Annotated in this window: 28 protein-coding genes and 1 riboswitch; of the genes, 17 read left to right on the top strand and 11 right to left on the bottom strand. The window is 54.6% G+C overall.

Annotated features, from left to right (window positions below; translation table 11 throughout):
* Positions 1-23 precede the first annotated feature (23 nt).
* Positions 24-290: a hypothetical protein gene (locus tag APY94_RS13500; RefSeq protein ID WP_245610351.1), complete on the bottom strand. Its 267-nt coding sequence runs from the start codon at positions 288-290 to the stop codon at positions 24-26.
* Positions 287-457 (bottom strand): hypothetical protein, encoded by a 171-nt coding sequence (locus APY94_RS13065; protein ID WP_157065422.1) that lies wholly within the window; start codon positions 455-457, stop codon positions 287-289. Before APY94_RS13065 ends, APY94_RS13500 begins: the two co-directional genes overlap by 4 nt.
* A gap of 286 nt (positions 458-743) precedes the next feature.
* Here APY94_RS13065 and APY94_RS00515 point away from each other — a divergent pair, with 286 nt between their 5' ends.
* The 3 genes from APY94_RS00515 to corA are packed head-to-tail and all read left to right on the top strand — an operon-like array spanning position 744 to position 2,563.
* Complete coding sequence (locus tag APY94_RS00515; RefSeq protein WP_245610350.1) at positions 744-1,385, top strand: MBL fold metallo-hydrolase; 642 nt, start codon at positions 744-746, stop codon at positions 1,383-1,385.
* Between the two features lie 47 nt (positions 1,386-1,432).
* Complete coding sequence (locus tag APY94_RS13495) at positions 1,433-1,570, top strand: hypothetical protein (RefSeq protein ID WP_245610349.1); 138 nt, start codon at positions 1,433-1,435, stop codon at positions 1,568-1,570.
* Between the two features lie 9 nt (positions 1,571-1,579).
* The gene (gene corA, locus APY94_RS00510) at positions 1,580-2,563 is read left to right on the top strand and encodes a magnesium/cobalt transporter CorA (RefSeq protein ID WP_058937787.1); all 984 of its coding nucleotides are present in this window, start codon (positions 1,580-1,582) and stop codon (positions 2,561-2,563) included.
* On the opposite strand, the gene APY94_RS00505 is transcribed toward corA, so the two are convergent.
* From APY94_RS00505 to APY94_RS00480, 6 genes are read right to left on the bottom strand one after another with little or no spacing between them, the layout of a single operon-like run.
* Entirely contained in the window at positions 2,560-3,270 is a 711-nt protein-coding gene (locus APY94_RS00505) for a cysteate racemase (RefSeq protein WP_058937786.1), read from the bottom strand. The two genes, corA and APY94_RS00505, sit on opposite strands and share 4 nt — an antisense overlap.
* A complete protein-coding gene (locus APY94_RS00500; protein WP_058937785.1) occupies positions 3,255-3,599 on the bottom strand; it encodes a cupin domain-containing protein in 345 nt (114 codons plus the stop codon). Before APY94_RS00500 ends, APY94_RS00505 begins: the two co-directional genes overlap by 16 nt.
* A 35-nt stretch (positions 3,600-3,634) precedes the next feature.
* Positions 3,635-3,877, bottom strand: coding sequence for a hypothetical protein (locus tag APY94_RS00495; protein WP_058937784.1), 243 nt, complete (start codon positions 3,875-3,877; stop codon positions 3,635-3,637).
* Positions 3,878-3,892: 15 nt separating this feature from the next.
* Positions 3,893-4,261, bottom strand: coding sequence for a hypothetical protein (locus APY94_RS00490; protein WP_058937783.1), 369 nt, complete (start codon positions 4,259-4,261; stop codon positions 3,893-3,895).
* Between the two features lie 36 nt (positions 4,262-4,297).
* Positions 4,298-4,531 carry a hypothetical protein gene (locus APY94_RS00485; RefSeq protein WP_058937782.1) on the bottom strand — a complete coding sequence of 78 codons (234 nt, stop codon included), beginning with the start codon at positions 4,529-4,531 and terminating at the stop codon, positions 4,298-4,300.
* Positions 4,518-4,982 carry a hypothetical protein gene (locus tag APY94_RS00480; RefSeq protein WP_058937781.1) on the bottom strand — a complete coding sequence of 155 codons (465 nt, stop codon included), beginning with the start codon at positions 4,980-4,982 and terminating at the stop codon, positions 4,518-4,520. The genes APY94_RS00485 and APY94_RS00480 overlap by 14 nt, the downstream gene beginning before the upstream one ends.
* A 372-nt stretch (positions 4,983-5,354) precedes the next feature.
* Between APY94_RS00480 and APY94_RS00475 the strand changes: the two genes are divergently transcribed.
* Together APY94_RS00475 and APY94_RS00470 are read left to right on the top strand one after the other, a co-directional pair.
* Positions 5,355-6,722, top strand: a complete 1,368-nt coding sequence (locus APY94_RS00475) for a TldD/PmbA family protein (protein ID WP_058937780.1) — start codon at positions 5,355-5,357, stop codon at positions 6,720-6,722.
* Between the two features lie 10 nt (positions 6,723-6,732).
* Positions 6,733-8,058, top strand: a complete 1,326-nt coding sequence (locus APY94_RS00470) for a TldD/PmbA family protein (protein ID WP_058937779.1) — start codon at positions 6,733-6,735, stop codon at positions 8,056-8,058.
* Between the two features lie 72 nt (positions 8,059-8,130).
* Here APY94_RS00470 and pyk read toward each other — a convergent pair whose 3' ends face one another.
* Both pyk and APY94_RS00460 read right to left on the bottom strand, forming a co-directional pair.
* Positions 8,131-9,567 carry a pyruvate kinase gene (gene pyk, locus APY94_RS00465; protein WP_058937778.1) on the bottom strand — a complete coding sequence of 479 codons (1,437 nt, stop codon included), beginning with the start codon at positions 9,565-9,567 and terminating at the stop codon, positions 8,131-8,133.
* Between the two features lie 174 nt (positions 9,568-9,741).
* Positions 9,742-10,431 carry a zinc metalloprotease gene (locus APY94_RS00460; RefSeq protein ID WP_058937777.1) on the bottom strand — a complete coding sequence of 230 codons (690 nt, stop codon included), beginning with the start codon at positions 10,429-10,431 and terminating at the stop codon, positions 9,742-9,744.
* A gap of 93 nt (positions 10,432-10,524) precedes the next feature.
* Positions 10,525-10,599, top strand: a riboswitch (Fluoride riboswitch).
* A 23-nt stretch (positions 10,600-10,622) separates the two neighbouring features.
* Between APY94_RS00460 and APY94_RS00455 the strand changes: the two genes are divergently transcribed.
* The 11 genes from APY94_RS00455 (at position 10,623) to APY94_RS00405 (ending at position 17,755) form a co-directional block, all read left to right on the top strand.
* A complete protein-coding gene (locus tag APY94_RS00455; RefSeq protein WP_058937776.1) occupies positions 10,623-11,489 on the top strand; it encodes a prenyltransferase/squalene oxidase repeat-containing protein in 867 nt (288 codons plus the stop codon).
* A gap of 9 nt (positions 11,490-11,498) precedes the next feature.
* Positions 11,499-12,113, top strand: a complete 615-nt coding sequence (locus tag APY94_RS00450; RefSeq protein ID WP_245610363.1) for a DUF6062 family protein — start codon at positions 11,499-11,501, stop codon at positions 12,111-12,113.
* 64 nt (positions 12,114-12,177) lie between these two features.
* On the top strand, positions 12,178-12,492 hold the full coding sequence (locus APY94_RS00445) for a hypothetical protein (protein WP_058937775.1): 315 nt from the start codon (positions 12,178-12,180) through the stop codon (positions 12,490-12,492).
* Positions 12,476-12,901: a hypothetical protein gene (locus tag APY94_RS00440; protein ID WP_058937774.1), complete on the top strand. Its 426-nt coding sequence runs from the start codon at positions 12,476-12,478 to the stop codon at positions 12,899-12,901. Before APY94_RS00445 ends, APY94_RS00440 begins: the two co-directional genes overlap by 17 nt.
* 33 nt (positions 12,902-12,934) lie before the next feature.
* On the top strand, positions 12,935-13,306 hold the full coding sequence (crcB, locus tag APY94_RS00435) for a fluoride efflux transporter CrcB (RefSeq protein ID WP_058937773.1): 372 nt from the start codon (positions 12,935-12,937) through the stop codon (positions 13,304-13,306).
* Positions 13,307-13,310: 4 nt separating this feature from the next.
* A complete protein-coding gene (locus APY94_RS00430; protein WP_058937772.1) occupies positions 13,311-13,688 on the top strand; it encodes a DUF190 domain-containing protein in 378 nt (125 codons plus the stop codon).
* 207 nt (positions 13,689-13,895) lie between these two features.
* A complete protein-coding gene (locus tag APY94_RS00425; RefSeq protein ID WP_058937771.1) occupies positions 13,896-14,420 on the top strand; it encodes a hypothetical protein in 525 nt (174 codons plus the stop codon).
* Positions 14,421-14,544: 124 nt separating this feature from the next.
* A complete protein-coding gene (gene coaBC / locus APY94_RS00420; protein ID WP_058937770.1) occupies positions 14,545-15,759 on the top strand; it encodes a bifunctional phosphopantothenoylcysteine decarboxylase/phosphopantothenate--cysteine ligase CoaBC in 1,215 nt (404 codons plus the stop codon).
* Between the two features lie 61 nt (positions 15,760-15,820).
* Positions 15,821-16,627 carry a mechanosensitive ion channel family protein gene (locus APY94_RS00415; RefSeq protein WP_058937769.1) on the top strand — a complete coding sequence of 269 codons (807 nt, stop codon included), beginning with the start codon at positions 15,821-15,823 and terminating at the stop codon, positions 16,625-16,627.
* 114 nt (positions 16,628-16,741) lie between these two features.
* Positions 16,742-17,422 carry an aspartate/glutamate racemase family protein gene (locus tag APY94_RS00410; RefSeq protein ID WP_058937768.1) on the top strand — a complete coding sequence of 227 codons (681 nt, stop codon included), beginning with the start codon at positions 16,742-16,744 and terminating at the stop codon, positions 17,420-17,422.
* Between the two features lie 39 nt (positions 17,423-17,461).
* Positions 17,462-17,755, top strand: coding sequence for a MazG nucleotide pyrophosphohydrolase domain-containing protein (locus APY94_RS00405; protein ID WP_058937767.1), 294 nt, complete (start codon positions 17,462-17,464; stop codon positions 17,753-17,755).
* Between the two features lie 248 nt (positions 17,756-18,003).
* Here APY94_RS00405 and APY94_RS00400 read toward each other — a convergent pair whose 3' ends face one another.
* The gene (locus APY94_RS00400) at positions 18,004-19,146 is read right to left on the bottom strand and encodes an MFS transporter (RefSeq protein WP_058937766.1); all 1,143 of its coding nucleotides are present in this window, start codon (positions 19,144-19,146) and stop codon (positions 18,004-18,006) included.
* A 136-nt stretch (positions 19,147-19,282) separates the two neighbouring features.
* Here APY94_RS00400 and APY94_RS00395 point away from each other — a divergent pair, with 136 nt between their 5' ends.
* Positions 19,283-20,692, top strand: a complete 1,410-nt coding sequence (locus APY94_RS00395) for a TldD/PmbA family protein (RefSeq protein WP_245610348.1) — start codon at positions 19,283-19,285, stop codon at positions 20,690-20,692.
* Positions 20,693-20,696: the final 4 nt, after the last annotated feature.

The following is a 20,696-nucleotide window of genomic DNA, read 5'->3' as shown; positions in this document are numbered from 1 at the left end:
TTTGCTGATGAGGAATTTTGATTTCAAGTGAATGTGCCTTGGATTCCCGCCGTTTTGCCCGCCCCTTTCAACAGCATTTTGGCGTAATCCCACGCACTGTCAGAATACCACCAGTTGTTAAGAACCAGTCGAGAGACTTCCTTCACGCCCTCACTCTTTTTAATGCCCCTGAGCTGGAGTCTTATAGCCAGTTCGACGGCCTTTTTGAATTTTTCCGTCAGGAGGGTGAGTTTTAGGTAGTCTTCCTGCCTTCCCGGTTCGAGTCTCGTTTTAATGGTTATGTAGTTCACTTCTGCTCGGCGGATTTTTCGTGTTTTTCGAGCCATAACTCAATAGCCTCCGTTATGGCCATTCCGAGGGCTCCTTTTTTGACGCCGTAAACATCGAGGATTTTCTTTCGGAATTTGACTTCTAACTCGTCTGGGATTTTCACGGTTATGACGCCCATTGTATTCACCAAAATACTTAAATACCTGATTACTTAAATGGTTTTTGGTCGTGATGCCCGCCCGGTGAAGTCTGTGAGCAAGGTGAGGTGGAGGACTGGCTGAACCCTGCGGGTGTTCGGGCGACCCGTTCCGCCGTAGTATGCTGAAAGAGAAGGAGAGTGGGCGAGGCGGTCTAAGTCCGGGCACTCACAGTAACTCGGGGGATGAACCTCCATGTGAGCACACAAAGACTCACGTAGAGGAGACTCCGAAAACTATAACTCCTCCTTTTTCCTAATTCCTCCGGTGAAACCCATGCGAATATACGTCCTTGTCGAGGACTATTCTGGCTACGAAAGCCCCTTTCTGGCCCAGCACGGCGTAAGCTTCCTGATAGAGAAGGCCGGGAAGGGAATCCTCTTCGACACCGGCCAGAGCGCCGAGCCGATACTCCACAACATGAAGCTCCTCGGTCTCGATCCGAGTTCCCACGTCGATTACATCTTCCTGAGCCACTGCCACTACGACCACACGGGCGGGCTTTTGGGCATCCTAAAGGCCATCGGAAGGCGGGTTCCGGTTATAGCGCACCCGAGCATCTTCAGAAGGCACTTCGTTATGAAACCCTACCTTAGGGACGTTGGAATCCCCTTCAGGCGGGAGGAGGTTGAGGAGCTCGCTGACCTCTACCTTGCCCCAAAGCCCCTCGAAATAGTCGAGGGCATCTATTCCACGGGTGAGGTCCGCAACCGCGAGAACTTCGAGCGGGGGCATATAGGGGTCTATACGCTGAGGGACGGCCAGATAATGGAAGACACCATTATGGACGACATGAGCCTCGTGGCTAAAACGTCGGAGGGTCTGGTTATCGTGAGCGGCTGCAGCCACGCGGGAATAGTGAGCATAGTTAAAGGCGCGATACGGCTGACCGGCGAGAGGGCGTCCGCGCGGTCATAGGCGGCTTCCATCTCATAGACGCGGGCGACGAACGCATCGAAAGGACCGTGAGGGAGTTCAAGGAGCTCGGAGTAGAGGAGGTCTACACCGGACACTGCACCGGGTTGAGGGCCGAGGCGGCTTTCCTGGAGGCCTACGGCGAGCGCTTCCACAAGCTGCACTCCGGGATGGTCATGGAGTTCTGAGGTGATAGTATGGTCGAGGAAGCCGGGGAAAAGCCCAGGATAACAGTCATCGCGTACTCACGGGACAAGTTCCTCAGCAGAAAGGCGGAAAGCATCGAGGAGGCCCTCCCCGTAAGCGGCTATGATGTTGTGTGGGTGAACGTGGATACAGTCTCCCTCGTGCCTGAACTGAGGAAGGCACTGGGAATCCACGAAACGCCGATGAAGACGTTGAGGCGGGCGAGCGGCAGGGCGAGGGTGATGGTGTTCCAGGACTACCTCTTTCTCCTTCTCCACCAGGCCTATGAGATAGACGACGGGCTGAAGAGGGAGAGGATGGGCATCCTCCTAAAGGGCAATCTCGTGATAACCATCCAGGAGACTCTTGGGGACGTTTTCGACCCGATACGGGAAGGCATCCGCAAGGGGGAGGGACTCTTCCGCGAACACGGTGTCGATTTTCTGCTCTTCGCAATTCTTGAGGCGATAGTTGAAAACTACGTGCCGATAATCGAGCGCATAAGTTCCCAGATGGAAGAGCTTGAGGCGAGGATACTTTCAAGGGCGGACGAAGGCGTCCTGCACAGGATACACGGAATAAGGCGGGAGATACTCTTCATGCGCCGCACGATATTCCCCCTCCTGGGGGCGTTCAGGAAGCTGAGGCTCGAGGGCGGAGATTTCTTCAGTGAGGATACCAAGCCCTTCATAGACGAACTCCACGACCACGTCCTCGAAGTTCTCGAAATCCTCGAGGGGCAGCGGGAACTCGCCAACAGCCTCGTCGAGCTCTACTACTCCACACTCTCCATGAAAACGAACGACATCATCAGAATCCTCACGGTAGTCTCGACTGTGTTCATCCCGCTGACCTTCATAACCGGCCTCTACGGCATGAACTTCCGCTACATGCCGGAGCTGGCCTGGCGCTACAGCTACCCGGCCGTTCTGATGGTCATGCTCGGAATCACCCTCGGCATGCTCGCCTACTTCAGAAGAAAAGGGTGGATTTAGAGCTCCTCAAGGCCGAGGGCAAGCCTCACGGCCCTCTCCGCTATCACGTCGAGCGGATCAATCAGGGGGACGCTCAGATCCTCCGGTCTCAGGGCAACGCTGACCTCTGTGCAGCCGGCTATTATCCCATCAACCCTGCGTTCGAGCCTCCTGGCTGCCTCCAAGAGAAGCTTCCTTCCCATCTCAATGTTCCCGGCCTTGACACCCTCGTAGACTCCCCTCATAACGAGTTCTTGGTCGTTCTTTCCGGGGACGGCTATCCCGACGCCCCTGCCGAGGAGGGCGCGGTGGTAAACGAGTCCCTTTATGGTGCCGTCGGTTGCGAGGAGGCCGACCCTGCGCAGGCCGAGATTTTCTATCTCCTCCGCCGTCGCCTCGATCATGCTGACGAGCGGAATCGTTACCGCCTTCTGGATGGTGTCGGCGAAGAAGTGTGCGGTGTTGCAGGGCATTATTATGAAGTCCGCTCCCCAGCTCTCGAGCTTTCTCGCTCCCTCTACCAGGGCAGGTCTCGGGTCTTCCCCGTTTCCCAGGATGAAAGAGGTCCTGTCGGGGATCTTTGGGTCGTTGTAGATGATTATCCTGGGATGATCCTGATCTCGCTTGGCTGGGGTCTTCTCCACTATCCGCCGGAAGAGGTCGGCAGTGGCAAGCGGTCCCATGCCCCCGAGGATGCCGATGGTTTTCTCTCTCACTCCTCCAGCCATACGGAGTCATCCCCGTGGTAGTTCAGCTTCACCACGAAGAGCCTGAACGGCTCATCCCGCTCGTTAACCACCCAGTGGACGGTTTTAGGCTTTACCAGGAAGATATCGCCGGGCCTCGCGAGGTATTCAGTCTCGCCGATGCCGAGCCTTGCCTCTCCGTCCATTATGTAGAACAGCTCGTACTGGTGGAGGTGGTAGTGCTTCCTGACGGTCTGCCCGGGCTTGACCTCCACTATCTGTGTGTATGAGCCCTCGGGCAGTTCGCCCTCGAAGAGGGGAAGCTTCCGGTAGGTGCCCCTGTCTATGAGGTTTTTGATTTCGGCCTTCATGGATGCGGATTTGGAGCGGGAGGATAAAAAGATTGCTAAGGGCGCTGCCTGAGCTGGAGGACGTCCAAGAAGGCCACGAAGAGACCGGGAAGGATTATTGTCCAGGGGCTGATGTTCCAGCCGAGGGCTATCAGGGCCAGTCCAAGGAGGATGTATACAGCAACTGCCATCAGACCAGCTCTGGGGGCGCTCATTCGTCTTCTGGAGTATAAATAGATGAGGAGAGGGATGCCGAGGACTACAAAGACCCCGATCCACGGGTTCACTGTGGCGGACATTTGTGACACCCGGTTTCATGTTTGGGCTTCCACAGCATTTTCATTCCGTTTTTCCTTCCCTTGTCGCACAAACGCAAGGAAGGCCGTTGTGAGGGCTCCGCCGACCCCCGCCAGCAGGAAGCTCTCCCACGCTGGAAATGCCAGTACTCTCGCAAGAGCTGCCAACATGAATTCCCAAATCGTGGCAGCAAATATTCCGCTGACGAGAGTGTACCCTTTGCCCTGGATAATTTTCACCAGCGCGACTGGAATCAGGTACACGAGGACCACTGCGACAGTGGCCATGAAAAGCGTCTCCGTAGTGGAATAAAACTCATTCAGATAAACAATGTAGCCGGCAAAAAAGAACATGAATAGGAATGCCAAAAATCTCCCATCGTTCATGTTTTCACCCCCGCCAGGGAATGAGCGTTGTCGGAGTCATTTATGACCACCATCCTCTTTTGATGCTGTCCCGCCCAGTACCCAGCTAATGAACAGGTCCAGCAGTAGCAGGATTATCAGAACCTTCAGTGCGGTCTCAGGGTGGCCGTAGAGGGTTATAACTAAGAACACTGCAAAATACCCCGCGAGGCGCTTTAAGAAGGCTCCCGGTTTTGGGGAGTAATTCCGCTGGTAGGTTTCGATCACGGCATGGGCATTATTGGTTCGCATTTGTGACACCTACCACTTCCTCGTGGGGGAGTGCGGAAAGTATCTTTACGTCTCCGGAGACTTTCTGATTAGCTGTCTGATTAGCTGCTGGTATTGATAACACTGCTTTTCTTTTTCCAGTATTCGGAGATAACAGCGATCGTTCCAATAACCAGACCCGCAAGGAGACCTTGCTTATCAACTCTGCCGAATACCACGACCCCATAGGAGATGCCAAACCCCATAAAAACCGCAATCCCCAGCAGGCAGGAAACACGGCGTTGGATGTGTGCTTCCATACCTTGTGTATCGCCTTCCATGTTGCCAGAGCTACCGGAATTGCGAGGATGATATAAAACGAAAGCTCCACATTTTCCCTGACTGAGCCGCTATTTCCTCCCCAAAGTAGCGACAGCATCAGACCTATAAAAGTCAAGATAAATGGAATAACGGCGGTTTCTTCAGCCTTCATGGTATCTCCCCCTACGGCCCGGGAACCATCCTCCTTGGCATTCGGAACCCTGTTCCAAGCAGTTATTCTGCACGCACCACGGACATTCGATTACGATGCAAGCACCGTAGGCTCCAATCAACAGCGAAACCACAAATATGGCCAGCAGTGTACGCCTTCGCATCGACCCTTCCAACGGGCTCTTGCACTAAATCCTTTTCACTTATTATATATAACACTTTCGTTCGGAAAAGAAATTAGCAATGAACATTGTCATACATTTGTTTTATAACCGGGTAATGCCTACCCTTTCGACTCTCATCGAAATGTTCAAAAGACTTTTATAGTTCCGAGACCCAGACACTGATGGACAACTACAGGCGGTGATGGCTAATGGAGAAACTGGAAAAAGCCCTCCGCTGGGCGGAGGAGAACCTGAGAGCAGACTACGTAGAGCTCCGCTATGAGGACCTCAGAAAGACGACACTTGCCCTCAAAGACGGCGTTTTTACCAGCTTTACAGGGAAGCTGAACAGGGGTGTTGCCATCAGGGTTCTGGCCGATGGAGCGTGGGGATTTGCCTCAACCAGCGACCTCTCGAACCTCGAGAGGAAAATCGAGGAAGCCTACAAGCTGGCGAAAGCTGCCGCCGAGACCAAGAGGGAAAAGATAGAGCTGGCCGAGATAAAGCCGGTCGAGGACTTCGTGAAGAGCAAAATGAAGGTCAAGCCAGGGGAAGTTGACATAGAGGAGAAGGTCGCACACCTCAGGGAGCTGGAGAAGCTCTTGAAGGAAGATGAAGCCGTCAAGAGCGTCCAGATACGGTACGAGGACGGCGGCGGGCAAAAAATCCTCCTCACCAGCGAGGGGACGCGCATAGAGTGGGACTACAACTACCTCTATCAGGGAACCTACGTCACCGGAAAGGCCGACGGAAAGCTGGCCATGGCCAGGGACAGCATAGGCGCCGTGGACTACGGCTGGGAGCTCATGACCGACGTTGAGCCAAACGAAAAGGTCACCGAGAGACTGCTGAGAAAGATGCACAGCCAGCTGAAGGGCATTGCCCCGAAGCGCGGCGAGTTCCCCATCGTTGCGGGCCCAATCGTCGTTGGAATCATCGCCCACGAGGCACTCGGTCACCTCGCGGAGGCCGACTTAACCATAAACTCACCCTTCAAGGATCTCATCGGAAAGCAGATTGCTCCTGAATACGTCACGATGAGCGAGCGCTACGTTGAGGGTGGCTTCGGAAACGACCGCTATGATGATGAGGGCGTCCCGGTGAGGGACATACGCATCATCGAGAACGGAATCCTGAAGGAGATAATGCTCAACCGCGAGTACGCTGCAAAGTGGGGCATGGAGCCGAACGGCCACGCGAGGGCCGAGAGCTACCGCTATCCGCCGATAATCAGGATGAGGAACACGATTTTCGAGCCCGGAGACCACAGCTTCGAGGAGCTTATTGAGGACATCAAGTTCGGCTACTATGTCGTCGACTTCAGAGGTGGGCAGGCCCAGCTTAACAGCGCCTTCCAGGTCGGAGTTCAGGAAGGATACGTCATCAGGAACGGTGAAATCGCCGAGCCAATAAGGGACACCTCAATCACTGGAGTCGCTATCGAGGCGCTCAAGAAGATTTCAGCGGTCGGCAAGGACTTCGGTCTTGAGGTCGGCTTCTGCGGCAAGGGACAGACTGCCTTCGTCAGCTCGGGCGGCCCGCACATGCGCTTTGACGGAGGAATCCTCATCGGGTGAGGTGGTTAAGATGGAGGAACTCATAAGGTACGGCGAGAAGTTTTTTGACGAGCTTGAGATAGCCGTTTACCGCTCCAAGGATGTGAGCGCCAACGTCGAGCTCAACGAGATTTCAATGGCCTCCACGAGGAGTGGGGCGGTTACGATACTCCGCGGAATAAAGGACAAGCGCCTCGGGCTGGCCATAATCGACAGCGACGAGCCGGCCAGGATAAGGGAGGCCATAGAGCAGGCGGCGAAGATGGCGAAGCTGAACAGCAGGGACGAGAAGTGGGTCTCCCTTCCCGAGCCGGGTAAATACCGGGAGAAGCCGAAGCCCAACTACGAGCTGAAGGATGCCTCCCCGGATCAGCTCGTTGAGATGCTCGTCCGCGGCATAAAGCTCGCCCGTGAGAAGGACGAGAACGTCATCGTGGCGGGCGGAGAGGGCGGCGTTTCGTGGGAGGAGCGCCACATCGTCAACTCCCACGGAATAGACGTCTTCCAGGAGGGTGGTGCGGCCTTCTTTTTCATCGAACTCGTCGGAAGGAAGGGCGACGTTGTAACTCCCGGAATCTTCGACTTCGACGCCAGGAGGGACCTCAACCTGGACGTTGACGGGGTCGTCGAGAGGGCGGTTCAGAAGGTCAAGTGGGCGTACAGCGTCAAGGCCAGCAGGAACGAGGAGGTTCCGATAATACTCGGCCCCTGGGCGATAGCGGGGCTCTTCAGCTTTGCGCTCTTCCCGGCCTTCAGCGGTGAGCGCCTGGTTAAGGAGACGACACCTCTGGCAGAAAAGGTCGGGGAGAAGATAGCCAGCGACGTGCTCACGATATACGACGACCCGTTCCACGAGCTGGCCATCGAGCCTGCTATAGCTGACGGAGAGGGAGTCCCGACGAGGAAGAACGTCCTCATCGAGAACGGAACCTTCAGGGGCTTCGTCTGGGATAACTACTGGGCGAAGGTCCACGGCACCGAGAGCACCGGAAACGGCAAGCGCGACCTGAACAGCGGGGGAATAAACATCGGGTTCCACAGCATGGTCATCGAGAACGGAAAGCGCTCGCTGGAGGATATGGTATCCGAAATCGAGCACGGCTACTTCGTCGACGGCTTCCAGGGCGCCCACTCAAGCAACCCGGACAACGGAAACTTCGCGGTAACGGCAAACCCGGCGTTCCTCATCGAGGACGGAGAGGTCAAGGGGGCGAGCGTCTTCCTCGTTGCGGGCAACATCTACGAGCTGCTGAAGCAGGCGAGTGAAGTTTCAAAGGAGCAGACCGTAATGCCCTTCATGACGACCATCATAACGCCCTTCGTGAAGTTTGAGAACGTGAAGATAGCGGGGAAGTGACGGAATCCTCTTTCTTTTTTCTCCCGAAAGCTTGCCCTTCAGGACTGGAGAGCAGACTAAAAGAAGGAAAAGCTAAACGGAGAATATTCTTATCGTGTTCGTCCCCACGGTCTTTCCTATCGGGGTTCCCTTCGTTAGCAGAATCGTGTCGTTCTCCTTGACGAGACCGAGACCGCTTATCAGGCGTAGTATCTCGTCCTCGCTGGTCTCCTCCACGACGAATGGATAGACGCCGTAGGAGAACATCAGCGTGTTGCCAACCCATTCGTCCTGCACGAAGGCGAGGACCCACTGCTTCGGCTTGAAGCGCGAGATGAGCCTCGCGGTCTCGCCCGTCCTCGTCGGGGTGAGGATGTGCTTGATGTCCATCGAGTTAAGAGCCTCAATGATGCTCCTCGCTATCGTGTCCTTTATTGTGCCTTTCCTGGGCATCCTGCCCTTCCACTCGCTCATCTTCCACTCCACTATGCGCGCGGACCAGAGGGAATCCCTGTACGCCTCGATAGTCTTGGCTATCCTGGCCATCATCCTCACGGCATCGACGGGGTATCTGCCGACCGCCGTTTCCTCCGAGAGCATCACCGCGTCCGTACCGTCAAGGATGGCGTTGGCGACGTCGGTGACTTCGGCCCTCGTGGGGAGCTTCTCCTCGGTCATGCTCTCGAGCATCTGCGTCGCGGTAATGGCCGGCTTGCCGGCGACGTTGGCTTTGTGGATGAGTTTCTTCTGGAGGATGGGAAGCTTCTCTATGGTCATCTCAACCCCGAGGTCGCCGCGCGCTATCATTATGCCATCGGCGGCGCGGAGGATCTCGTCGAAGTTCCTGACGGCATCTGGCCGCTCTATCTTTGCAATGATAAACATCCTGCCGCCCTTTTCCTTAACAAAGCGCCTCACCTTCAGGACGTCATACGCCGAGCCGACGAAGCTTATGCCTATCGCATCGACGCCGTGTTCAATGGCGAACTCTATGAACCGGAGGTCACTCTCGGTCACCGCGTCTATTGCGATCCTTGCCTTCGGAACGTTTATGCCCTTGTGGGAAAAGAGGGTTCCCCCAACCAGGACTTTACAGACCACGTCGGTATCGTGGACTTCCTCCACGCGGAGGGCGATAAAACCGTCGCTCAGGTAGATGACGTCTCCCCTGGAAACCATCTTCGGAAAGTCCTTGAACTGGACCGGAATAAGGCCTTCGTTGCCGACCACATCCCTGGTGGTGAGCGTTACCGTCTGCCACCGTCTGAGGGTCACTGAACCGCCAGCAATCTCGCCAACGCGGATTTTTACCCCCGGAAGATCGCCAAGAATCGCCACGGGGCGGTTCAGCCTTCGAGCCGCCTTCCTCACCAGCTCAATGGTGCGGGCGTGCTGCTCCAGGTCTCCGTGGGCAAAGTTTATACGCGCCACACCCATTCCTGCCTTTATCATGGCCTCGATCGTTTCGCTCTTGAGGGACGCGGGCCCGATGGTGGCCACAATCTTCGTCTTGTGAGCGGGAAGCCTCATGTTCTCTCACCCAACTATGTAGTTTTTCACGGCTCCTAATAACCTTTGCCAAAGTCAGTGATTAGGCCATCCTAATTGTATCCGCGGGGGTGTTAAAAGATCAGTGCCAGAACCAGCGTTTACCTGACATCCTCCCCGCCCTAAAGGGCGAGGCTTTTGGGAGAAAAATGTGATCTATCTGTTCTCAAGGGGGAAGTCGGACCACTCGACGGCCCGCTTAAGGCTGATAAAACAGGAGTCGCAGTAACCGATCGTGATGGAGTCCCACTCGTCCATACTGGACGGAGAGTTCATGACGCAGTTGTTGGGACAGTGCTCAAGGCCAAAGCTGTGGCCGATCTCGTGAAGGATACCCTTGAGAAGGCGGGTTTTAAAGATTTCAAGCCCCCTCCTCAGACGGGTTCTTTCTCCTTCGTCAGAGCCTCCAAGTAGCCGTGAGAGTTCAGGGGGTTCAAAGGGATTCATGGATAGGACCATTACCCTGAGCTCGCCGTGGGTTTTGTGGATTCCCATGAACTTCTCGAAGAAGTCCAGGTATGGGTTGCGAGAAACGAGGGGAAACGTGGTTAGGGCAAATATTTTGTTCATCCTGATGTCCGACCTGCCCTCTATTTCGTTGAGCAGCCGGGCGTGGAGAACCTCCGTAAGAACCTCGAGGGGATAGGCCCGGATTTTCCCTTCGGGGGTGTATATGTCTATCAGATAACCCGGCTCGAGCTTGAGCTTTCCAACGTAGAGAAACCTCAGGGGAAGACTGTTCTCCTCAAAGAATCTGTTAGCCCCGTCGAATACGTCAAAGACAACTTCTTTTATCAGGCCATCACTTATGAAGTTGCCGACGTATGTGAAGGCTATGAACTCCATTATTTCATCACAGAAAAAGGCTCTCCCCAGACTTATTAAGCTTTTAGGTGATTAGCTGATTGCACCACAAAGATTTTAACCGCCATCCTGAAGGGTCATGTGGGCGATGGCGTCCGCCCGGGCTTCGAGCCGAACCGCCCGCCGAGGGCTGATGACGCCTGTTCTCCGCTAAAAGATTGGGAGGCGGTAGAATGGGCTCGAAGCTTTATGGGATTGGACGATTCATTAACGCTGATTCGCTCATCAGGTACATAGAGGAGAGACGCCACGGGGACGGCGGTTACTGCTTCGTCAGCGTCCTCAACGATACCAACGTCAACGATACGTACTACGCGGTCAAGATTTACAACCTCCTCGGCCTCGAGATTCCGGAGAAGGAAACGACAATCGAGTTCCTGGAAAGGGCAATACAGCCCCAGACCGCAGTGGTGGCGATAGCTATGGCCCTCGAAGGCCTGGCCATACTGGGGGCAGAAGACGTTGCGATGGAGCACCTTGACATCGTTTTTACCAAGTACAGCCCGTCGGAGGGCAAATTCGCCGTCGGCCTCGGCGGGAGCGAGGAGTTCGGAACGGCCACGCCGCTGGAGGCAACCTACTGGGTCGTCAAGGCGTTTAAAGCCATAGGCTATGAGTTCAGCGCCGACGAAAAGGACGCGATAAGGGCCTTCGTTATGAAGTTCAGAAACGGGGACGGTTACGGCGTCAAGGGCCCCACGACGACGATGACCTACCAGGCGCTCCGCACGCTCCACACCCTCGGTTACCGCCCGCCTAGGAGCCAGCACTTCCGGAACTGCGAGATATGCGGTGAGTGGGGTGGGTTCACCGAGGTTCCCTACAGCCTGCCGCCCTACCTTGAGCCAACCTTCTACGCCGCGAGGGGCCTTGAGCTCCAGCGCGAGACTCCCACGTGTCCGAGGAGGCACGTCCTGTTTATCAGAGAACTTCAAAACCCCAACGGTGGATTCAGGAGGAGCATAGAACTCGGCATTTCAAACTTCCAGAACACCTACCGCGCGCTGGCAGTGGTCGATTTCATGGGGCGGTTCCTCTGAGTGGTGCGAATGGACCTGATAGGCATGTACCTCCGGGATGCAATGGGGGACGGCTGTCCCGTCTGCAGGATACTCCGTAAATACGAGGAGTCCGAGATAGAGACGATCCTCTACGAGCATGTGAACGACCCATATGTGCAGGAGAAGTTCAAGGAGAGCCTGGGCCTCTGCACCTATCATGCATGGAAGACCCTCCGGGAGGCCTACTCCGACCCCCTACTCGGGCCTCTGGGAGTGGCCATTATCTACGAGCGCATGCTCTCGTCCTATGTGTCCTCACTGGAAAGGGGTCGGATTCCCGAGGAGGGAGAATGCTTCCTCTGCAGGCTGATGGAAGAGAAGGAGACCAATACAGTGGAGGCGCTTGCGGAGAGAATCGGGGAGCTCCTTCCAGAGTACGAGAAATCGGGATCAGTGCTCTGCAGGAGACACTACGAGATGCTGCTGTCAATCCTTCGGCGGACGAATCCGGAGACAGCGGAGAGACTTAAGACTGTCCAGCTGGAAAAGCTGCGGGTTCTCAGGGAGCGGCTCGGCTCGTTCATCGACAAGTTCGACTACCGTGCCAAGGAGAAGCCAACGAGGGAGGAAATATCATCACTGCCCCTGGCGATAGAAGCCTGAAGGGTCTTGAAACGGGAGTAACGGTTAGAAAAACAGGGAACAAAAAAAGCAGGAGGGGCTTTCCGTGGAGATAGAGGTTACAAACGACGAGCTGGTCAGGATAAGGAAGAACAAACGCGAGATAGAGGAGAGGTTTCGGGATTTGAAGGGGCTTGAGAGAACTTTGAGAGTTCTAAAGCTGCGTTTTCTCGTCGAGCAGAGGGAGAAGGTCGAGAAGAGGCTCAACGAGATGAGGCAGAACTATCGCGAGCTGCTCGAGTTTGAGGAGAAGGCAAAACGCGACAAGGAGTTTTTGATGGCCTTTGGGAAGGAACTCAGCGAGGAGAACAAGAGACTTAGAAAAGAGCTGGAGGAGAAAAATAATGAAAATAACCGTTAAGCCGCGGAGAGGCTGGCGGAGGGTTACTTTCAGGGTTCCAGATGAGACCCTCGAAGGGATAGAGGAACTGTGCGAGCGCTACGGCTTCAGGCTGGAGGAGGCCATAAGGATAATACTCCTCCATGGCTACGTGGATGATGAAGTTGACGCCGACGAGGAGGCCTTTGAAAAGCTTGAGAAGGAGGTAGATGCTCTCGAAAAGGAGCTGTACGGGCTTGAAGGGAAGTGGTCGCCCCTGAAGTTCCGCTCCTATTATATAGCGCTCGACAACCAGAACCTCGGAATCCAGCTCTCCGGAATGATCGCGGAGAACAAGATGCTGAGAAAGGTACTCGGAAAGGAGGAAAGGGACTTTTCGAAAGTTGAGGAGCTGATTCACTACTACATGGCCTTCGGGGACAAGGATTAAAAGAGGCCCTGCACATGGTTTGGCGGTGATGGAATGAACGGCAGGATAGCGGTGGCGATAGCACTCGGCGGTGCACTCGGTGCGCTGGCGAGGTTCTACATCTCGGGAATCCTGCCAGTTTACAGGGAGTTTCCCGTTGGAACGCTCATGGTCAACAGCATAGCCAGCCTAATCCTCGGCTACCTCTACGGCCTGCTCTTCTGGGGCATAGACGTCCCCGCCGACTGGAGGGCGTTCTTCGGGACGGGCTTCTGCGGTGCTCTGAGTACGTTCTCCACGTTCTCGTATGAGACGTTCTCGCTCCTCCGTGAGAGGGAGTACCTTATAGCGGGCCTCAACATCGCGGCAAACGTTATAATAACCATCACTCTAGTATTCGCGGGCTTCCTGCTGGCCCGGAGGTGATTGAATGGTCGAAGTCGAGCACTGGAACACGCTCCGCCTTCGCATCTACATAGGCGAGAACGACCGCTTTGAGGGAAAACCCCTCTACAAGGCGATAGTGGAGAAGCTCCGCGAGATGGGCATCGCCGGAGCGACCGTTTACCGCGGCATCTACGGCTTTGGTAAGAAGAGCCGCGTCCACTCAGCAGACGTAATGAGGCTTTCAACGGACCTGCCCATCGTAATCGAGGTCGTTGACAGGGGATACAAGATCGAGAAGGCCATAAACGAGGTAAAGCCCATGATAAGGGATGGTATGATAACGGTTGAGCCGACCATAGTCGTGTGGGTGGGGACGTCTGAGGAAGTGAAGAGGTTCGAGGAGGATGCTGTCAGTCATTAATATGTCCCAGTATTGCATTCTTATTGGGTGCCTCAATTTTTTGGACTGTGAACTTCAAAACTCCGAGGTGGCGGAGTGGGTTCAGTATAACATTGCAGTCCTGCCCTGACCACCACTGCCCCGGGAAGGATATCCAATAACTTAATAAATGATTAAAGTACTAACTTCTGAACAGAACCCTACGTTAAAGTCAATGGGGGTTCGGGCATGCTCTCGCTCGAATTTGAGGTTCCAGTAGAACTCCTTAATACTATCATGGACACAATACTTGAAAGTGAGGTTTCGTTGAAGTGGGTGTATTATAGTGAGGAAAGACACAGTGTGGTGGTGCGACTATCCGTTCCGAGGGAGGAGTTATGTGAGTACCTCCTCAGGTTAACCGTCGCCCTCCCAACCTCCCTGGAAGTAAGCGTGGTTGAGGCAAAAGAGGGACACACGTACATCCACGAGGCGTTTCTGATTAACGTTGAAGTGATGTCCAGAACGTATCCTGTGGTGATACTCTTTGAGTATACCAGCGGCAAATTTTACCCGAGCGACATAACAATAGGAATTAAACCCAATGCCCCCCAGGAGCTCATAGACGCGGTGTCCCATCTAACAATCGGACGGGTGAGGATAGGAGACGCCAAAGTAGTCAAGAGGATCGTGACCAAAAACGCGGTTTTCATCATGCTGAGGAGGGATGTAAACAACGATACCGTTCGACGGTACTGGATGACTGCCGTTTAACCCGCTGGGCGGGACGCCTCCTTCCGGGGGAGGGGTGGTTCACTCCTGTGAATCTCGCTGAGTTTAGCGGATCCTCCAGTAATGTTTTAACCACCAAGCCCCTTAATTATTTGGAGGTGTTTCCATGCTTCACCACGTCAAACTGATCCATGCCACGAAAAGCAGAAAGCTCGTTGGCAAAAAAATCGTTCTCGCGATTCCCGGGAGCATAGCCGCCGTCGAGTGCGTCAAGCTCGCCAGGGAGCTGATACGGCACGGCGCTGAGGTTCACGCCGTCATGAGCGAGAACGCCCAAAAAATAATCCACCCCTACGCTATGGAGTTCGCCACAGGAAACCCGGTCGTGACGGAAATCACCGGCTTCATCGAGCACGTCGAGCTTGCAGGAGAGCACGAGAACAAGGCTGACCTGATCCTCGTCTGCCCAGCAACGGCCAACACGATAGGAAAAATCGCCTGCGGAATCGATGACACACCCGTCACAACCGTTGTGACAACGGCCTTCGCCCACACACCGATAATGATTGCCCCCGCGATGCACTCGACCATGTACGAACACCCGATAGTCGTTGAGAACATCGAGAAGCTCAAGAGGCTCGGCATTGAGTTCATAGGCCCGAGATTCGAGGAGGGCAAGGCGAAGGTGGCCACAACGGACGAGATAGTTTACCGCGTCATCAAAAAGCTCCATCCAAAGACACTCGAAGGAAAGCGCGTTCTCGTTACGGCTGGCGCAACGCGGGAGTACATAGACCCGATCCGCTACATAACAAACGCGAGCAGCGGGAAGATGGGCGTCGCAATAGCAGAGGAGGCGGAATTCAGGGGGGCAGAGGTGACTCTGATTAGGACAAAGGGGAGCGTTCCCAGCTTCGTGGAGAACCAGATCGAGGTTGAGATCGTTGAGGAGATGCTTGAGGCGATAGAGGACGAGCTAAATACCAAGGACTACGACATCGTTATCCTCGCCGCCGCGGTCAGCGACTTCCGCGTTAAGGAAAGGACCAGCGCCAAGATAAAGAGTGGGAGGGAGCTAACGCTCGAGCTCGAACCGACGCCGAAGATAATAGACCGCGTTAAGGAGCTTCAGCCGGGAACTTTCCTCGTCGGCTTCAAGGCAGAGACCGGCCTTAGTGAGGAGGAGCTTATCGAAGCAGCAAGAAGACAGATCGAGAGGGCCGGAAGCGACCTCGTCGTGGCCAACACTCTCAAAGCCTTCGGAAGCGAGGAGAACGAGGTCATCCTCGTGGGCAGGGGCTCGGTTAAAAAGCTCCCGCGGATGGGCAAACGCGAGCTGGCCGAGAAGCTATGGGATGAAATAATCTCGATTCTTGAGTGAAAAAGGAAAGCCTTTTTTACTTTAATACCCAATTTTCTCTAAAACTATTCGAGGTGATAGCATGGTGGCTCTGGATGAGCCCCTGCCCTACATAGGGGTGACGCCGTTCCAGCTGGTGTCGGCGCTGATAATCCTGATACTGGGTTACATTGTGGCGAAGATTCTGGTCTCGCTCTTCAAGAAGAGCATGAGGAAAACGAAGCTCTCGCCGCTCGTCATTGAGTTTCTGGGGAGGTTCTTGGCGATACTACTCTACATCATAGTCATCATAGTGGCGCTCGGTGCCGTCGGCATCTCCGTATCCCCGCTAATACTCGGCATCTCGGCGGTCATAGGCTTGATACTGGGCTTTGGTCTGCAAGACACGCTCACCAACCTCGCCGCGGGCGTGTGGATAGCCGCCCTTAGGCCGATAGACCTCGGAGAGGTCGTCGAGGTCTCCGGCCAAGTTGGAAAGGTCAGCGGCATTGGCTTGATGTCAACGGAGCTGATGACCCCGGACAACAGGCTGATAACCATATCCAACAAGCTCATCTGGGGAAGCATAATAGTGAACTACACCAGAATGCCGACGAGGAGGGTCGATGTGGACATCGGCGTTGCCTACGGCACGGACCTTGACCTGGCCATAAAGCTCGCAATGGATCTCATGAGGAATCATCCCAAGGTTCTCGACGATCCCGAGCCGAGCGTAGTAATAGCGGCCCTTGCGGATTCCTCCATCAATCTACAGCTCAGGGCATGGGCCAAGACGGAGGACTACTGGGACGTAAAGGGAGACCTCACCAAGGGCATCTACGAGCTCTACACGAAGGAGGGCATCGAAATTCCGTTCCCGCAGCTCGACGTCCACATGAAGAACGAATGATTTTCGAAATCGCCGGAGATTTTTGATTTTTTGTAAACTCCGGCCCTCTTTAACCTTTCGTTTTAAACCAAAAGGTTCATATTCTTCCCGGCGCTATGTTCTCCGGTGATTCTCATGAAGAAAATAGGAATAATAGGCGGAACCAGCCCGGAGGCGACGTGTTATTACTACAAGAAATACCTGGAGATAAGCAGGGAAAAGTTCGAGCCCTACGTCTTTCCCGAGCTCATAATCTACTCGATAAACTTCAAGGAGTTCATTCACAACCCGAACGGCTGGGAGGGGAGGAAGGAGATACTCATCAACGCGGCCAAAGCCCTTGAGAGGGTGGGGGCGGAGATAATATCGCTCTCGGCCAACACACCTCACATAGTCTTTCCCGACGTTCAGGCGGCCGTGAACGTCCCAATGGTGAGCATAATCGACGCCCTCATAGAGGAGATGAAGAGGAGGGGCGTTAAGAGGGTTCTCCTCCTCGGCACTAAGACAACCATGACTGCCGACTTCTACAAGAACGCCCTTCGCGAGGCCGGTTTCGAGGTCACCACGCCGAGCGAGGGGGAGATGGACGAGCTGAACAGAATCATCACTGAAGAACTGATGTTCGAGAACTTCGCCAGCAGGGACTGGGTGATTGAACTAATAAACCGCTACATAGAGCGGGAAAACATTGAAGGTGTCATTCTCGGCTGCACCGAGCTTCCGCTGATAGTGAAGTCCGGCGATGTGCCGGCAGAGGTCTTCGACACCGTTGAGATTCACATGAGGAAGCTCATCGAAGTGGCGAGCGAGTGATTTTTAAGCCATTTTCTTCCCCTTTTCTCAGGTGAGAACATGGAGATCCGCGAGTTTCAGGAGATGATTAAGGAAATTTACTTCCACAAGGACTCGAAGAGGGGAGTGGAGAGAACATTCCTCTGGTTTGTGGAGGAGATTGGGGAGCTGAGCGAGGCGATAAGGAAGAACGACCGGAAGGCCATGGAGGAAGAGTTTGCCGATGTTTTAGCGTGGCTCGCGAGCCTGGCAAACCTGCTCGACATTGACCTCGAGGAAGCGGCCAGGAAGAAGTACCCCGGGGTCTGCCCCTACTGCGGGAAGAACCCGTGTGAGTGCGAGGAGAAGTTTTGAGGGCCTCACAGTTCGTTCCCTCTTCGATTCTTCCCGGGGAATTCCGTCCTTTAATGTCTTCTCAGCAAGCCTATCCAGCTCCTTGGCTTCTTCCTCACTTATCTCCTTCCTCTTGAGTTCCTTTGCCTTTAGCTTAGGAAGTTCAGGCTCTATCTCCTGACCCCCTCCTCGCCCTAAAGGGGGAGGTTTGCAAAAGAAAAATCACATCAGCGTTATGCTCTCGCTCATGGACGACCCATATTTAAACGTCAGAGTTCTGTAAATCCTTTGCATTGCTTTATAAAAGCCAGAATCCCCAGTCCCAAAAATAATGCCGACGCGAGAAGGATTCCCCTCATTATCCCGACATAATCAAAGAGCCAGCCAATGATAACATTGAGAACCCCGTTGGCAACCGCGGCCATGAGGGAATAGAGGGAACCAATGGTAGCCCTCTTCTCATCAGGAATTGCACTCTGAAACCTTCCCTGCCACTCCTTAAACGCCTGTGAGAATATAAAGGTTCCGAGAACCAGCGTGGCAAAGCCCAGCCAGCCGTTCAGCCCGGCGAGAAACGACAGCAGAGGAATGACGATTCCCGCATAGGAGTAGATTCGTTTTCTTGTGCTATCACCCGCGTCAAAATACCACGAGGCACTGCTGATGGCCATGTAAAGTGCCATAACCCATGAAACCGCCAGAACCGACGCCAGAAACCCGTAGAAGTAGAGCTGCATGAAGGCGGTAAAAAGGGTCAGGGGTAGACCCATGATGTTCGCGTAGATAAAAAGCCACCGGACATCTCGGGAGTTCCAGACGAACCTCAGGCTCTCAAGCAGGTGATGACCGTACGAAAGGCCACTTCTCGCAGTATCCTTTGGGATAGTGGCGAGTACCAGGAGCGAGGCCAGTATAAAGGGCGCACTCAGGATTATGGGCAGCCTCATGCCGTATACGTCCGCTATAACACCCCCCGCAAGGGTCCCGGCAAAACCCCCGACTGTCTCAAATGCCCTTAATCTACCGTAAGCCTTTGGATACTCATCTGTCCTTCCGTCCTCTTTCAGCAGCTCATAGAGCCAGCCAGTCTCGGCGCCTGTGGCAAGGGCCGTTGAAAGCGCGCTTATAATGGTAGCGAGAAGAAGGTCAGCGAAAGAATCTGCCGAGTAGAGCAGGAAAAGAAACAGAAGGGAGAGAGTCCTCGCCATCAGGACGCTCGTCTTCTTTGAAACCTTGTCCGCCACAACTCCGGTTGGAACTTCGAGAAAAGCCACGAGAAAAAGCATGATTCCCATCAGCAGGCCAATCTGTCCTTTGGACAGACCCAAACTCTGGAGGTAGACCTGGTAAAAGCCAGTATAAAGGGCCAGGTAAAAGAACCCGGCGAGGTAGAAGCGCTTAACGTAATCCATCACAACCCTCCCTTGTTTTAGCTCCACAAGGCATTGGAAGCCCTGCGATTAAAGTCTTTTTTCGACCACCATCTTAACGGAAAGACTTTTATACTTCCGGACGCACTATTCTATGCAGTAAACTGAGGTGATGTGCATGCATGAACTCGTAGAGTTCGCGGTTGAGAAGGCCCTCGAACTCGGCGCTTCCTACGCGGAGGCGAGGTTCGAGGAGAAGAACGGCACTTCTCTGGCAATGAAGAACGGCAACCCCGAAGGGCTGGAGTTTCTGGCTGAGCGGGGAATGGGTATCAGGGTTCTCGTGGATGGAGGAATGGGCTTCGCAAGCACCAATGTCCTTACGAAGGAGAGTGTGAGTGAAGCCGTCAAGAAGGCCGTCAAGCTGGCCAAAGCGGCCTCCAAGGTGAGAAATGAGCCGATTCGTTTTTCCGAGGAGGACTTCCACGAGGTCTACTATGAGGTCAAGATGCGCAAGGACTTCAGGGACGTTTCCCCGGAGGAGAAGATGGAGCTCCTTAGGAAGGTCGAGGAGGAGGTAACGGCAACAGGAGTAAACGTGCCCATGCGCTACCTCGGCTATTCTGATCAGGTGTGGCACAAGATAATAGCCAACAGCGATGGTGCATTCATCGAGAGCGTCATTCCAAGGGTCTCGGTGATGTACAACCTCGTTGTCTTCGAGAACGGCCAGATGGAGCAGGCTCCCTTCGTCCAGAGGGCATTCTCTGGGGGATTGGAGCTCATCGAGAGGGACGAGCCGTGGAACTGGGCGGTGAAGGACGTTCAGGCCCTCAAGAAGCTGATTTATGAAGGTCAGAAGGCACCCGAAGGTAAGGTTGACCTGGTCATAAGCCCAGAGGTGGCCGGCATAGCCGTCCACGAGAGTGTGGGGCATCCCTACGAGTCGGACAGGATTTTTGGCAGGGAAGCTGCTCAGGCTGGAGAGAGCTTCGTCAAGCCGGACATGCTCGGCGAGAGGATTGGAAGCGAGATCGTTACAGTCATAGAGGACCCGACTCTGCCGAACAGCTGGGGCTTCTACCTCTACGACGACGAGGGCGTGAAGGCACGGCCGCGCTACCTTATTAAGGACGGAATAATCACGGAGTTCCTCACCAACAGGGAATATGCCTACAAGCTCGGTCAGCGTTCCAACGCCTCGGCGAGGGCGATAAACTACAACCGCGAGCCGATAGTAAGGATGGCCAACACATACTTGGCTCCAGGGGATTACTCATTCGAGGAGCTGATTGAGGACATCAAGCTCGGCGTTTACATGGTCTCGTTCAACGAGTGGAACATCGACGACAGGCGTTACCAGCAGAGGTACATCGGCAGGGAGGCCTACCTCATCGAAAACGGCGAGATCAAGCACCCGGTCAAGAGGCCGATCCTTGAGATAACCACCAGGGCCCTGTGGAGCAGCGTCGATGCCGTTGGAAAGGATGTCGAGATGTTCCCGGAACTTGCGGAAAGGGTGAACCGGGACAGGGTGTCCCCGTCTGGATGGGTGGAGCGCATGCGAGGCTCAGGGATATACCGCTGAGATA

This window comes from Thermococcus celericrescens, assembly GCF_001484195.1.
Classification (GTDB): domain Archaea; phylum Methanobacteriota_B; class Thermococci; order Thermococcales; family Thermococcaceae; genus Thermococcus; species Thermococcus celericrescens.
The sequence above is the reverse complement of the archived record's forward strand: the minus strand, read 5'-3'. Positions and strand labels throughout refer to the sequence as shown.

Bases quoted from the DNA above. Each gene is read 5' to 3' on its own strand.
- APY94_RS00395 (WP_245610348.1), top strand. From the start codon at position 19,283: ATGCATGAACTCGTAGAGTTCGCGGTTGAGAAGGCCCTCGAACTCGGC.
- APY94_RS00480 (WP_058937781.1), bottom strand. From the start codon at position 4,982: ATGAAGGCTGAAGAAACCGCCGTTATTCCATTTATCTTGACTTTTATA.
- APY94_RS00485 (WP_058937782.1), bottom strand. From the start codon at position 4,531: ATGCGAACCAATAATGCCCATGCCGTGATCGAAACCTACCAGCGGAAT.
- APY94_RS00440 (WP_058937774.1), top strand. From the start codon at position 12,476: ATGAAAATAACCGTTAAGCCGCGGAGAGGCTGGCGGAGGGTTACTTTC.
- APY94_RS00470 (WP_058937779.1), top strand. From the start codon at position 6,733: ATGGAGGAACTCATAAGGTACGGCGAGAAGTTTTTTGACGAGCTTGAG.
- APY94_RS00475 (WP_058937780.1), top strand. From the start codon at position 5,355: ATGGAGAAACTGGAAAAAGCCCTCCGCTGGGCGGAGGAGAACCTGAGA.
- APY94_RS00515 (WP_245610350.1), top strand. From the start codon at position 744: ATGCGAATATACGTCCTTGTCGAGGACTATTCTGGCTACGAAAGCCCC.
- APY94_RS00415 (WP_058937769.1), top strand. From the start codon at position 15,821: ATGGTGGCTCTGGATGAGCCCCTGCCCTACATAGGGGTGACGCCGTTC.
- APY94_RS00425 (WP_058937771.1), top strand. From the start codon at position 13,896: ATGCTCTCGCTCGAATTTGAGGTTCCAGTAGAACTCCTTAATACTATC.
- APY94_RS00430 (WP_058937772.1), top strand. From the start codon at position 13,311: ATGGTCGAAGTCGAGCACTGGAACACGCTCCGCCTTCGCATCTACATA.
- APY94_RS00505 (WP_058937786.1), bottom strand. From the start codon at position 3,270: ATGGCTGGAGGAGTGAGAGAGAAAACCATCGGCATCCTCGGGGGCATG.
- APY94_RS00400 (WP_058937766.1), bottom strand. From the start codon at position 19,146: ATGGATTACGTTAAGCGCTTCTACCTCGCCGGGTTCTTTTACCTGGCC.
- APY94_RS00490 (WP_058937783.1), bottom strand. From the start codon at position 4,261: ATGAACGATGGGAGATTTTTGGCATTCCTATTCATGTTCTTTTTTGCC.
- APY94_RS00410 (WP_058937768.1), top strand. From the start codon at position 16,742: ATGAAGAAAATAGGAATAATAGGCGGAACCAGCCCGGAGGCGACGTGT.
- APY94_RS00500 (WP_058937785.1), bottom strand. From the start codon at position 3,599: ATGAAGGCCGAAATCAAAAACCTCATAGACAGGGGCACCTACCGGAAG.
- APY94_RS00495 (WP_058937784.1), bottom strand. From the start codon at position 3,877: ATGTCCGCCACAGTGAACCCGTGGATCGGGGTCTTTGTAGTCCTCGGC.
- APY94_RS00460 (WP_058937777.1), bottom strand. From the start codon at position 10,431: ATGGAGTTCATAGCCTTCACATACGTCGGCAACTTCATAAGTGATGGC.
- coaBC (WP_058937770.1), top strand. From the start codon at position 14,545: ATGCTTCACCACGTCAAACTGATCCATGCCACGAAAAGCAGAAAGCTC.
- corA (WP_058937787.1), top strand. From the start codon at position 1,580: ATGGTCGAGGAAGCCGGGGAAAAGCCCAGGATAACAGTCATCGCGTAC.
- crcB (WP_058937773.1), top strand. From the start codon at position 12,935: ATGAACGGCAGGATAGCGGTGGCGATAGCACTCGGCGGTGCACTCGGT.
- APY94_RS00450 (WP_245610363.1), top strand. From the start codon at position 11,499: ATGGACCTGATAGGCATGTACCTCCGGGATGCAATGGGGGACGGCTGT.
- pyk (WP_058937778.1), bottom strand. From the start codon at position 9,567: ATGAGGCTTCCCGCTCACAAGACGAAGATTGTGGCCACCATCGGGCCC.
- APY94_RS00455 (WP_058937776.1), top strand. From the start codon at position 10,623: ATGGGCTCGAAGCTTTATGGGATTGGACGATTCATTAACGCTGATTCG.
- APY94_RS00405 (WP_058937767.1), top strand. From the start codon at position 17,462: ATGGAGATCCGCGAGTTTCAGGAGATGATTAAGGAAATTTACTTCCAC.